Source organism: Mesorhizobium sp. P2_F8 (genome assembly GCF_056403655.1).
In genome coordinates this window covers 20,529-33,635 of sequence record NZ_JBFUFB010000019.1, presented here as the reverse complement: position 1 = coordinate 33,635, position 13,107 = coordinate 20,529, and the positions used below count along the sequence as shown (strand labels likewise).

7 protein-coding genes are annotated in these 13,107 nt (G+C 63.0%); all 7 read left to right on the top strand.

Features of this window, described 5'->3' with window-relative positions:
• The first annotated feature begins 91 nt into the window (after window positions 1–91).
• The 7 genes from AC1DZP_RS31160 (at window position 92) to bglA (ending at window position 13,101) form a co-directional block, all read left to right on the top strand.
• Window positions 92–2,560 (top strand): glycogen/starch/alpha-glucan phosphorylase, encoded by a 2,469-nt coding sequence (locus AC1DZP_RS31160; protein WP_477307663.1) that lies wholly within the window; start codon window positions 92–94, stop codon window positions 2,558–2,560.
• Between the two features lie 182 nt (window positions 2,561–2,742).
• Window positions 2,743–4,956 carry a 1,4-alpha-glucan branching protein GlgB gene (glgB, locus tag AC1DZP_RS31155; protein ID WP_477307661.1) on the top strand — a complete coding sequence of 738 codons (2,214 nt, stop codon included), beginning with the start codon at window positions 2,743–2,745 and terminating at the stop codon, window positions 4,954–4,956.
• 50 nt (window positions 4,957–5,006) lie between these two features.
• Window positions 5,007–6,272 (top strand): glucose-1-phosphate adenylyltransferase, encoded by a 1,266-nt coding sequence (gene glgC / locus AC1DZP_RS31150; protein ID WP_477226152.1) that lies wholly within the window; start codon window positions 5,007–5,009, stop codon window positions 6,270–6,272.
• A 91-nt stretch (window positions 6,273–6,363) separates the two neighbouring features.
• Entirely contained in the window at window positions 6,364–7,809 is a 1,446-nt protein-coding gene (glgA, locus tag AC1DZP_RS31145) for a glycogen synthase GlgA (protein ID WP_457153596.1), read from the top strand.
• 3 nt (window positions 7,810–7,812) lie between these two features.
• Entirely contained in the window at window positions 7,813–9,441 is a 1,629-nt protein-coding gene (locus AC1DZP_RS31140) for an alpha-D-glucose phosphate-specific phosphoglucomutase (RefSeq protein WP_477307659.1), read from the top strand.
• Window positions 9,442–9,452: 11 nt separating this feature from the next.
• Complete coding sequence (glgX, locus tag AC1DZP_RS31135) at window positions 9,453–11,489, top strand: glycogen debranching protein GlgX (protein ID WP_477307657.1); 2,037 nt, start codon at window positions 9,453–9,455, stop codon at window positions 11,487–11,489.
• Window positions 11,476–13,101, top strand: a complete 1,626-nt coding sequence (gene bglA, locus AC1DZP_RS31130; RefSeq protein WP_477307655.1) for a beta-galactosidase BglA — start codon at window positions 11,476–11,478, stop codon at window positions 13,099–13,101. The genes glgX and bglA overlap by 14 nt, the downstream gene beginning before the upstream one ends.
• Window positions 13,102–13,107: the final 6 nt, after the last annotated feature.

Genomic DNA, 13,107 nt, shown 5'->3' with positions numbered 1-13,107 from the left:
AAATCGATTGAACATGTGGGAGTATCGGCTAGCATGGGCTGGGAGGAACGATGAAAGCCGGTATGATCATGGCAACCGTACGAGAGGCAGCATGACGCGCGCTATGACATCCGAACCCCTCCCGCCACTGCTCAAAAATCCTGACCCGCAGACGCTCGCAAGGGAAGTCTTGATGGCCCTCAAATACAGGGTCGGCAAGGATACCACCGTCGCGACCCAGTACGACTGGCTCACCGCCTCGATCAAGGTCGTGCGCGACCGTATTGTCGATCACTGGATGCAGGCGACGAAAGAGGCCTACGACCAGAAGGAAAAGCGCGTCTACTATCTGTCGCTGGAGTTCCTCATTGGCCGTCTGATGCGCGACGCCTTCTCCAATCTCGGCCTGATGGACAATATGCGCGAAGCCTTGTCCTCGCTTGGCGTCGATCTCGACCTCATCGCCGCACTCGAGCCGGATGCGGCACTTGGCAATGGCGGCCTCGGCCGGCTCGCGGCCTGCTTCATGGAAAGCATGGCGACCGTCGATATTCCCGCGCATGGCTACGGTATCCGCTACGCCAATGGCATGTTCCGCCAGGAGATTCACGACGGCTGGCAGGTCGAACTGCCCGAGACCTGGCTCGATCACGGCAACCCCTGGGAGTTCGAACGGCGCGAACGCTCCTTCGAGGTCGGTTTCGGCGGCTCGGTGGAATCGATCACCTCGAAGGACGRCCGGCTCGAACGCCATGTCTGGAAGCCGACCGAGCATGTCCTGGCCGTCGCCTATGACACGCCCGTCGTTGGCTGGCGGGCCAACCGCGTCAACACGCTGCGGCTGTGGTCGGGCATGCCGGTCGATCCGATCCTGCTCGACAAGTTCAATGCCGGCGACCACATCGGCGCGCTTGCCGAAAGCAACAAGGCTGATGCCCTGTCACGCGTGCTCTATCCCGCGGATTCGCACAAGGCCGGGCAGGAGCTGCGGCTCAGGCAAGAGTACTTCTTCTCCACCGCCTCGCTGCAGGACATCGTCCAGCGCCATCTCAGCCAGTATGGTGATCTTAAGTCGCTGCCCGACAAGGCGGCGATCCATCTCAATGACACCCATCCGGCCATCGCGGTGCCGGAGCTGATGCGTCTGCTGATGGACGTCCACGGTATGGACTTCGACCAGGCCTGGAGCATCACCAAGCGCACCTTCGGCTACACCAACCACACGCTGCTTCCCGAAGCGCTGGAAAGCTGGCCGGTGCCGCTGTTCGAGCGGCTTTTGCCGCGCCACATGCAGATCGTCTATGCGATCAATGCCGAAGTGCTTCTGGAGGCGCGTGCCTCCGACCAGTTCTCGGACGAGCAGATCAGCCGCATCTCGCTGATCCAGGAAAATGGCGACCGCCGGGTGCGCATGGGCAACCTGGCCTTTGTCGGCTCGCATTCGATCAACGGCGTTTCGGCCCTTCACACCGACCTGATGAAGGAGACGGTGTTCGCCGACCTGCACAAGCTCTATCCCGATCGCATCAACAACAAGACCAACGGCATCACGCCGCGGCGCTGGCTGATTCAATGCAATCCCGGGCTTACGTCGCTTGCCYGCGAGGCGATCGGCGACCGTTTTCTCGATGACATCGACGCCATCAAGGGTCTCGATGCCTTCGCCGACGATGCCGCCTTTCGCGACAAGTTCGCCGCTGTCAAACGCGCCAACAAGACGCGGCTGGCCAATCTCGTTGCCGACCGGCTCGGCATCAAGGTCGATCCCTCGGCGCTGTTCGATATCCAGATCAAGCGCATCCACGAATACAAGCGTCAGCTCCTGAACATCCTCGAAGCGATCGCGCTCTACGACCAGATCCGCTCACACCCGGAACGCGAGTGGATGCCGCGCGTGAAATTCTTCGGCGGCAAGGCGGCGCCCAGCTACCACAACGCCAAGCTGATCATCAAACTCGCCAACGACGTCGCCAAGGTCATCAACCGCGACCCGGCCGTGCGCGGTTTGCTGAAGGTGGTGTTCGTGCCGAACTACAATGTCAGCCTGGCCGAGATCATGATGCCGGCAGCCGACCTTTCCGAACAGATCTCGACCGCCGGCATGGAAGCGTCGGGCACCGGCAACATGAAGTTCGCGCTGAACGGCGCGCTGACCATCGGCACGCTCGACGGCGCCAATGTCGAGATCAAGGAGTGCGTCGGCGACGACAACATCTTCATCTTCGGCCTGACCACGGCCGAGGTCGCCGAGCGGCGCAACAATGGCTACAACCCACGCGCTGTGATCGAAGCATCGCCCGAACTGGCACAGGCCGTGGCCGCGGTATCTTCGGGCGTCTTCTCGCCGGACGATCCGGAGCGTTACCGCGACTTGATCAACGGTCTCTATCAGAGCGATTGGTTCATGGTCGCCGCCGATTTCGACGCCTACACAGCGACGCAGCGCGAAGTCGATGCCGTCTGGCGCAACAGTCCCGACTGGTACGCCAAGGCAATCCGCAACGTTGCGCGTGTCGGCTGGTTCTCCTCCGACCGCACGATCCGCCAATATGCGAAAGAAATCTGGAACGTGCCCGTCTGATGTGATTGCATGAGGCCACGAACAATCGGTCTCGTTGCATGTCGCCCAAAGTGCATAGCCGTTTTGGGACAATGACAGGCACGAAACAAACATTGGTGTATGTCGCCCAAAAGTGCCTAGCGGTTTTGGGATAACGACATGCACAAGAACAAAGAGTCGTGCCCGGGGAGGGACACTGCCTGATGAAGAAGCCGCGCGCGACCGCTGCGACAAGCGGGCCGGACGGACTGGCGGCAGCCAGCGATGTCGCGGCGATTGTTGCCGGCACGCATGGCGATCCCTTCGCTATCCTTGGCGTTCATGAGGTCGGCAAGAGCCTGTTTGCCCGCTGCTTTGTCCCGCACGCGGAGTTCGTCACCGCCTATACGCTGACCGGCAACATCGCCGGTGAACTGTCGAGGCGCGACGACGGTGGGTTTTTCGAAGGCAAGCTGTCGATCCGCAAGCGTCAGCCGCTGCGCTATCATGCCAGGAACGCGGGCGGCGACTGGTGGCTGACGGATCCCTATTCGTTCGGTCCGGTGCTCGGGCCGATGGACGATTACTACATCGCCGAGGGCTCGCATCTGAGGCTGTTCGACAAAATCGGCGCGCATGTCATCGAGCATGAGGGTGCCACGGGCGTGCATTTCGCCGTCTGGGCTCCCAACGCGCGGCGCGTCTCGGTGGTCGGCGATTTCAACGAATGGGACGGCCGCCGGCATTCGATGCGCGACCGACGCGACACCGGCATCTGGGAAGTGTTCATTCCCGATATCGGCGCCGGCCGGCCCTACAAATACGAGATCATCGGGCCCGATGGCGTCAGGCTGCCGCTGAAGGCCGACCCGTTCGCCTTCAAGTCCGAATTGCGGCCGGCGACCGCCTCGGTGACCGCGGTGCCGCCGGCCCATCCGTGGGGCGACGAGGCCCATCGCAGTTTCTGGCGCAATGCCGATCATCGGCGCGAAGCCATCTCGATCTACGAGGTCCATGCCGGTTCCTGGCAACTTCGCGACGACGGCACGTTCCTGTCATGGGACGAACTGGCCGACCGGCTGATCCCCTATGCAGTCGAGACCGGCTTCACCCATATCGAGTTCATGCCGATCTCCGAACACCCCTATGATCCGTCGTGGGGTTATCAGACAACCGGACTTTATGCGCCGTCGGCCCGCTTCGGCGATCCCGACGGCTTTGCCCGCTTCGTCGATGGCGCTCACCGCGCCGGCGTCGGCGTCATCCTCGACTGGGTGCCGGCGCATTTTCCGGTCGACGAGCACGGCCTCGTTCATTTCGACGGCACCGCGCTCTATGAGCACGCCGATCCGCGCAAGGGCTTTCATCCCGACTGGAACACCGCGATCTACAATTTCGGCCGCCGCGAGGTGGTGTCGTTCCTGGTCAACAACGCGTTGTTCTGGGCCGAGAAATATCATGTCGACGGGCTTCGCGTCGATGCGGTCGCCTCGATGCTCTACCTCGACTATTCGCGCAAGCAGGGCGAATGGATCCCCAACGAGAAGGGCGGCCGCGAGAACCTCGAGGCGGTCAGCTTCCTGCAGAAGATGAACAAGGAGGTCTACGGCCACCATCCGGGCGTGATCACCATCGCCGAGGAGTCGACCTCATGGCCGAAGGTCTCGGCACCGGTGCATGAAGGCGGGCTGGGCTTCGGCTTCAAGTGGAACATGGGCTTCATGCACGACACGCTGGAGTATTTCTCCAAGGAGCCGATATTCCGCAAGCACCACCACAACGATCTCACCTTCGGCCTGACCTACGCCTTCTCGGAGAATTTCGTGCTGCCGCTCTCGCATGACGAGGTCGTGCACGGCAAAGGTACGCTGCTTGGCAAGATGGCCGGCGACGACTGGCAGAAATTCGCGACGCTGCGCGCCTACTACGCCTTCATGTGGGGGTATCCCGGCAAGAAGCTGCTGTTCATGGGGCAGGAGTTCGCGCAGCGCCGCGAATGGAGCGAGGCACGCGCGCTCGACTGGAACCTGCTTGAGTTCCGCCCGCATCGCGGCGTCTGGCAAACGGTGCGCGATCTCAACTATCTCTACCGTTCGCGCCCGGCGCTGCATGGCCGCGATTGCGAACCGGAAGGGTTTTCCTGGCTGATCGTCGACGACAGCCAGAATTCGGTTTTTGCCTGGCTGCGCAGTGCACCGGGCGGCAGCCCGGTGGCGGTCATCTCCAATTTCACGCCGGTGCCGCGCGACAATTATCGCGTGCCGTTGCCGACGGCCGGAAACTGGCGCGAAATCATCAACACCGACGCCGCGGAATATGGCGGTTCCGGCAAGGGCAATGGCGGCATGGTCGAGGCGCTGGCGGAGGGAGGCGGCATCTCGGCAACGATGCTTCTGCCGCCGCTGTCGACGATCATGCTCGAACTCGTTGCGGACTGACCCCCGAAACCGGGTAACATGTCGAGACTGAGTAACTTGGGAGGCTAGAAATGGCAGACTTGAAACGGACCCAGCCGCTGGCGCGCGATGCCATGGCCTATGTACTGGCCGGCGGCCGCGGCAGCCGCCTCAAGGAACTGACCGACCGACGCGCCAAGCCGGCCGTCTATTTCGGCGGCAAGACGCGCATCATCGACTTCGCGCTCTCCAACGCGCTCAATTCCGGCATTCGCCGCCTGGGCGTCGCCACCCAGTACAAGGCGCATTCGCTGATCCGTCATCTGCAGCGCGGCTGGAACTTCCTGCGACCCGAGCGAAACGAGAGTTTCGACATCCTGCCGGCCAGCCAGCGTGTTTCGGAAACGCAGTGGTATGAGGGCACGGCCGACGCGGTTTACCAGAACATCGACATCATCGAGGCTTACGGGCCCGAATACATGGTCATCCTCGCCGGCGACCACATCTACAAGATGGACTACGAGATGATGCTTCGCCAGCACGTCGACGCCAATGCCGACGTCACCGTTGGCTGCCTCGAAGTGCCGCGCATGGAAGCCGTCGGCTTCGGCGTCATGCATGTCGACGCCAAGGACAACATCATTGCCTTCGTCGAAAAGCCCGCCGATCCGCCCGGCATTCCCGACAGGCCGGAGTTCGCGCTGGCCTCGATGGGCATCTACGTCTTCAAGACCAAGTTCCTGATGGAGCAACTGCGCCGTGATGCGGCCGAGCCGGGCTCGAGCCGCGACTTCGGCAAGGACATCATTCCCTATATCGTCCAGCACGGTAAGGCGATCGCCCACCGCTTCGCCAAGTCCTGCGTCCGTTCGACCGCCGAGAACGAGGCCTACTGGCGCGATGTCGGAACGGTCGACGCCTATTGGGAAGCCAACATCGATTTGACCGACGTCACGCCGGAACTCGACCTCTACGATCGCGACTGGCCGATCTGGACCTATGCCGAATTGAAGCCGCCGGCAAAGTTCGTGCATGACGAGGATGGCCGCCGCGGCTCCGCCGTTTCCTCGCTGGTCTCGGGCGATTGCATCGTCTCGGGTGCCTCGCTGAAGAGAAGCCTGATCTTCACCGGTGCGCGCATCAATTCCTATTCGACGCTCGAAGAAGTGGTCATGCTGCCCGACGTTCATGTCGGCCGGAACGCAAAGTTGAAGCGCGTCGTCATCGACCATGGTGTTAGGATACCGGAAGGGCTGGTGGTCGGCGAAGACCCCGTCCTCGACGCCAAGCGCTTCCGTGTTTCTGAAAAGGGCATCTGCCTGGTCACCCAGGATATGATCGACAAGCTGGCGCTTTAGAGCAATTCCAGGAAAAGTGTGAAACGGTTTTCCGTCCGGAATTGGGTCAAGACAAAGGGCTCTAGGACAGACAGGATCGGATTGTAGGCGCATGCAGGTTCTGTCGGTCACGCCCGAGATTTTTCCGCTGATCAAGACCGGCGGGCTTGCCGACGTGACCGGTGCGCTGCCCATCGCACTGGCGGCCAAGGGCGTGACCATGCGCACGCTTATTCCCGGCTTTCCGACCGTGATGGCGGCCTTCAAGAAAAAGAAGGCCGTTCTGCAATATCCCTTGCTGCAGGGCGCCAAGGCCTCCGTCCATTCCGTCCAGCTCGCCGGGCTCGAACTGTTCGTGCTCGACGCGCCGCATCTGTTCGACCGCCCCGGCGGCCCCTATGGCAATGCGACCGGCGTCGATTGGCCTGACAATTGGCGGCGTTTCGCGGCGCTGAGCCAGGTCGGCGGCGACATCGCCGGCGGGGCCATCTCCGGCTACCAGCCCGACATCGTCCATGCCCATGACTGGCAGTCGGCGATGACGCTTGCATACATGCGCTACGGCAAGGCGGTTGGTGTCCCCTCGATGATGACCGTCCACAACCTTGCCTTCCAGGGCCAGTTCGGCGCCGGCATCTTCGGCGAGCTTGGCTTGCCGGCGGTGGCGATGGCGCTCGACGGCGTCGAATATTATGGCGGCGTCGGCTTCCTCAAGGCCGGCCTGCAAGCGGCCTGGGCAATCACCACCGTCAGCCCGACCTACGCGCAGGAGATCCGCTCGGCCGAATTCGGCATGGGCCTCGACGGCCTTATCAACATGCGCTCCAGCGATCTCTATGGCATCGTCAACGGCATCGACACCGGCATCTGGGACCCGGAAACCGACAAGCATCTGGTCTCCGACTATACGGCCGCGACGCTGAAGGCGCGCGCGCCCAACAGGGCTGCCGTGGAGGACCGCTTCGGCCTCGAGCGCGACGACAGCCCGATCGTCTGCGTCATCAGCCGCCTGACCTGGCAAAAGGGTATGGACATACTGGCGATGGTCGTCGACGGCATCGTTGCCAGGGGCGCCCGGCTGGCCATCCTGGGTTCGGGCGATGCCGGCCTCGAAGGCGCGCTGCTCGCAGCCGCAGCTCGACATCGTGGCCGCATCGGCGTCGTCATCGGCTATGACGAGGGGCTGTCGCACATCATGCAAGGCGGCTGCGACGCCATTGTCATTCCCTCGCGCTTCGAACCCTGCGGGCTGACGCAGCTTTACGGCCTGCGCTATGGCTGCGTGCCGCTGGTTGCCCGCACCGGCGGCCTGGCCGATACGGTCATCGATGCCAACGAGGCCGCCGTCTCGGCCGGCGTCGCGACCGGCTTCCAGTTCGCGCCCAACAATGGCGGCGCCCTGCTGCACGCCGTGCGCCGCCTCGTCGACGCACATGCCAGTCCGGCGGTCTGGGAATCGCTGCAGCGCCAGGGCATGAAAGCCGATGTGTCGTGGGACAAGAGCGCCGAAAAATATGTCGAACTCTATCGCTTGCTGCTTTCGAAAAGGGTTGCCTGAAGCATGATACGGACCGTCCCCACCAAGCCCTATCCCGACCAGAAACCCGGCACGTCGGGCCTGCGCAAGAAGGTGCCGGTGTTCCAGCAGGAGCACTATGCCGAGAACTTCATCCAGTCGATCTTCGACGCGCTCGACGGGTTCAAGGGCAAGACCCTGGTGATCGGCGGCGATGGCCGCTTCTACAACCGCGAGGTCATCCAGAAGGCGATCGCCATGGCCGCCGCCAACGGCTTCGGCAAGGTGATGGTCGGGCAGGGCGGCATCCTGTCGACGCCGGCCGCCTCGCATATCATCCGCAAATACAAGACCTTCGGCGGCATCATCCTGTCGGCCAGCCACAATCCGGGCGGTCCGCACGAGGATTTCGGCATCAAGTACAATGCCGGCAATGGCGGTCCGGCGCCGGAAAAGCTGACCGACGCGATCTTCGAAAAGACCAAGACGATTGCGAGCTTCAAGACCACCGATATCGAGGCGATCGACATCGACAAGATCGGCACGGTCAAGGCCGGCGGCATGACGGTCGAGATCATCGATCCGGTCGCGGACTATGCCAAGCTGATGGAAAGCCTGTTCGATTTCGACGCCATCCGCGCCAATTTCAAATACGGCTTCCGCATGCGCTTCGACGCCATGCACGCGGTGACGGGCCCCTACGCCAAGGAGATCCTGGAAAACCGGCTTGGCGCGCCCAACGGCACCTGCCGCAACTTCAAGCCGCTACCCGATTTCGGTGGTCACCATCCGGACCCCAACCTCGTCCATGCCAAACATCTCTATGACGAGATGATGGGGCCGGACGCTCCGGATTTCGGCGCCGCCTCCGATGGCGACGGCGACCGCAACCTGATCATCGGCAAGGGCATATTCGTCACGCCGTCGGATTCGGTCGCCATGCTTGCCGCCAACGCCCGCCTGGCTCCCGGCTACAGCGAAGGCCTGAAGGGCATCGCCCGCTCGATGCCGACCAGTGGCGCGGCCGATCGCGTCGCCGAAAAACTCGGCATCGGCATCTATGAAACTCCGACCGGCTGGAAGTTCTTCGGCAACCTGCTCGACGCCGACATGGCGACGATCTGCGGCGAGGAAAGTGCCGGAACCGGCTCAAACCATGTCCGCGAAAAGGACGGCCTGTGGGCGGTGCTGCTGTGGCTCAACATCCTCGCCGCGCGCGGTGAGAGCTGCAAGCAGATCGTCACCGAGCATTGGGCGACCTATGGCCGCAATTACTATTCGCGCCACGACTATGAGGAGGTCGAAAGTGACCGCGCCAACGCGCTGGTCGACGAACTCCGCGCCAAGCTCGGTTCATTGCCGGGGACCAAGGTGCGCGGCATGACGATCGCCAGCGCCGACGACTTCGCCTATCACGATCCGGTCGACGGTTCGACCAGCGAACACCAGGGCATCAGGGTGCTGTTCGAAGGCGGTTCGCGTGTCGTCTTCAGGCTTTCGGGCACGGGCACGTCGGGCGCGACTTTGCGCGTCTATATCGAGCGCTACGAGCCGGACACGTCGCGGCACGATCTCGATACCCAGGCCGCCCTTGCCGATCTGATATCGGCGGCCGATGATATTGCAGGGATTCGCAGCCATACCGGCCGCGCCAAGCCGAGTGTCATCACTTAATGAAATCTGCGATGCCGGCCGATCAGCGGCCGCGATTTGGCGGGCTTGTTTCGGAGGGCGGCATTCGCTTTGCCGCATGGTCGCAGGCCGCCCGTCGGCTCTGGGTCTCGATTTTTGACGAGCAGGGCAACCAGGAAATCGAACGGCTTGAGCTGCAGCTGGAAGGCGAGGGCGTGCATGCGCTCTTCGTCGCCGGTCTTGGCCCAGGCACCCGCTACGGGTTTCGCGCCGATGGCGACTATGCGCCGGATCGCGGCCTATGGTTCGACCCCGAAAAAATGTTGATCGATCCCTACGCCCTCGGGATCGACAGGCCTTACGCCTATGACTGGCAGCTGACCCGGCGCCGGGGCGAGGGCCTCGATACCGCGCCGCTGATGCCAAAGGCCATTGCCGCTGCCTTGCCGAAACCAGTGCCGGCAGCGCCGCCGCTGTTCCAGCCCGGCGGCCTGATCTACGAAGTGCCGGTGCGCGCCTTCACCATGCTGCATCCGGACATTCCCGAGAACCTGCGCGGCACGGTCGCTGCTCTCGCCCATCCTGTGGTTATCGAGCACCTGAAAAAGCTCGGCGTCAGTGCTGTCGAATTGATGCCGGTGACGGCGTCGATCGATGAACGGCACCTGCCGCCGCTCGGGCTGCGCAACGCCTGGGGCTACAATCCCGTCACCTTCATGGCGCTTGATCCACGCCTTGCGCCTGGCGGCATCATGGAATTGCGGAACGCGGTCGCCGCGCTACGGCAGGCCGGCATCGGCGTCATTCTGGACCTTGTCTTCAACCACACCGGCGAGAGCGACCGGCTCGGGCCAACACTGTCGCTGCGCGGTTTCGACAACCAGGCCTATTACCGGCACACGCCGGACGGCAGGCTGGCCAACGACACCGGGACGGGTAACACGGTGGCATGCGACCACCCGATCGCTGGGGAGATGGTCCTCGACACGCTTCGCCATTTTGTCCGCTATGCCGGCGTCGATGGTTTCCGCTTCGACCTGGCGCCCATTCTGGGACGGGTCGAAGGGACATTCGACGACGAGGCGCCGTTGCTGAAGGCGATGGGCGAGGACGTGCTGCTGGCCGATCGCGTGCTGATCGCCGAACCTTGGGACATCGGTCCGGATGGCTATCAGCTCGGGAATTTTCCGCCGCCTTTCCTCGAATGGAATGACAAGTATCGCGATGATATCAGGCGCTTCTGGCGCGGTGACGCCGGCATGGTCGGCGCACTAGCGACCCGGCTTTCCGGTTCGTCCGATGTGTTTGCGGCAAACGAACAAAGCGCCAGCCGCACGGTCAATTTCATCGCCGCCCATGACGGCATGACCCTGACCGACATCGTGCGCTACGAGCGCAAGCACAACCAGGCCAATGGCGAGCAGAACCGCGACGGCCACAATGAAAACCTGTCCTGGAACAACGGCGTGGAAGGCGATGCGGACAAGCCGGCCGTAGCTACGGCGCGCCTCAACGATCAGCACGCGCTGCTCGCCACCTTGTTTGCCTCGCGCGGCACCATCATGCTGACGGCCGGCGACGAATTCGGCCGCAGCCAGCAGGGCAACAACAATGCCTATGCGCAGGACAACGCGATCACCTGGCTCGACTGGGCCGGGCGCGACCAGGCGCTGGAGCATTACACGGTCCTGCTTTCGACGCTGCGCCGAGCGGTGCCGGCACTCTCCGACACGCGCTTTCTCACGGGCCGGCCACCAGGAAATTCCGACATAGCGGACGTCGCATGGCTGACCGAAACAGGCGCGCCGCTCGACCAACAAAGCTGGCAGGACCCGCAGCGGCACCGCCTGGTCATGATTCTGGGCGGCGACAGCGATGACGAACGCCGTCTTGCGGTGCTCATCAACGGCGACCGCCGGGCCTGCATTTTCACCCTGCCGCCTCGCGAGGGATTTTTCTGGGAGCCGGCCATTGAAACGGCTGAGGCGGCCGACATCGAGCGGCCGGTATCGGGGCGGTCGGTGATCTTCATGATCGAACGCGCAGCTGCACAGGCCGGCACAGGGGAGAAGCGCAATGGCGGCAGGTGACCGGATCGGATGGTGGCGTGGCTGCGTCATCTATCAGATCTATCCGCGCTCCTTCCAGGATACGACCGGCGACGGCAGCGGCGATCTGCGCGGCATCGCCAACCGCCTGGAGCATGTCGCCTCCCTTGGTGTCGACGCCATCTGGCTGTCGCCCTTCTTCAAGTCACCGATGGCTGACATGGGCTACGACGTGTCGGACTATTGCGCCGTCGATCCGATGTTCGGTGGCATGGAGGATTTCGATGCGCTGGTCGCCGAGGCGCATCGGCTCGGCCTGAAAGTCATCATCGACCAGGTATTGTCGCACTCATCCGACAAGCACGAATGGTTCGTCGAAAGCCGCTCCAGCCGCGACAACCCCAAGGCCGACTGGTATGTCTGGGCCGATACCAAGCCCGATGGCGGCGCGCCCAACAACTGGCTCTCCGTCTTCGGTGGCCCGGCCTGGGAGTGGGATTCGACCCGCCGGCAGTACTACATGCACAATTTTCTCGCTTCTCAGCCGGATTTGAATTTCCACAATCCGGAGGTCCACGACGCGCTTCTGGAAACGGTACGGTTCTGGCTGGAGCGTGGCGTCGACGGCTTTCGGCTCGACACGGTCAACTACTATGTCCACGACCGCTGGCTGCGCAGCAATCCACCCTTGGCGTCAAGCGTCGCCGGCACCAACAGCGAGACCAACACCTACCTCTACCAGGAACATCTGTTCGACAAGACGCAGCCGGAAAACCTGGCGTTCCTCAAGCGCTTCAGGGCGCTGCTCGACGAGTATGACGACCGCGCCGCCGTCGGCGAGATCGGCGATGAAGGCCGCTCTTTGCAGACGCTCGCCGCCTACACCACCGGCGGCGACAAGCTCCATATGTGTTACACCTTTGACCTGCTTGGCCCACAATTCTCGGCGGCGCATGTGCGGGGCTGTGTCGAAGCCTTCGAGGCGGCGGTGTCCGACGGCTGGGTCTGCTGGGCGTTTTCCAACCATGACGTGGTGCGCCACGTCACCCGCTGGACGAGGCCCGACAGCGATCCCGATACGGTCGCAAGGTTCTCGATCATGCTGCTCTCCTGCCTGCGCGGATCGATCTGTCTCTACGAGGGCGAGGAACTCGGCCTGGAGGAGGCGGAACTCGCCTTCGAGGATCTGCGCGATCCCGTTGGCATCCGCTTCTGGCCGGGCGTCAAGGGCAGGGACGGCTGTCGCACGCCGATGGTCTGGGAGGCCGGTGCCGACAATGCGGGCTTCTCCACCGGTAAACCGTGGCTGCCGATACCGGCCAGCCATCGCGACCGCGCGGTCGACGTCCAGAACGCCGACACCGCCTCGGTGCTCGCCTTCTATCGGACCATGCTCGCCTTGCGCAGGGGGCATCCGGCGCTGGTCGGCGGTTCGATCCAGTTTTTCGATGCGGACGGCGAAATTCTCGCCTTCATCCGCGAAGACGGCGGTGAGAAACTTCTCTGTGTCTTCAACTTCGCCGAGGAGCCGGCGAATTGGCCGTTGCCGCCGGATACAGGAGCTGTCGTGGCTATTGATGGTGGCCGCGGGGTTGTTGAAGAGAGCCAGATCTCGCTGCCGGCGCTTGGCTGTTTCCTTGGTCAGCTCGACTGATTCAGT

Bases quoted from the DNA above. Each gene is read 5' to 3' on its own strand.
- glgB (WP_477307661.1), top strand. From the start codon at position 2,743: ATGAAGAAGCCGCGCGCGACCGCTGCGACAAGCGGGCCGGACGGACTG.
- glgC (WP_477226152.1), top strand. From the start codon at position 5,007: ATGGCAGACTTGAAACGGACCCAGCCGCTGGCGCGCGATGCCATGGCC.
- glgA (WP_457153596.1), top strand. From the start codon at position 6,364: ATGCAGGTTCTGTCGGTCACGCCCGAGATTTTTCCGCTGATCAAGACC.
- AC1DZP_RS31140 (WP_477307659.1), top strand. From the start codon at position 7,813: ATGATACGGACCGTCCCCACCAAGCCCTATCCCGACCAGAAACCCGGC.
- glgX (WP_477307657.1), top strand. From the start codon at position 9,453: ATGCCGGCCGATCAGCGGCCGCGATTTGGCGGGCTTGTTTCGGAGGGC.
- bglA (WP_477307655.1), top strand. From the start codon at position 11,476: ATGGCGGCAGGTGACCGGATCGGATGGTGGCGTGGCTGCGTCATCTAT.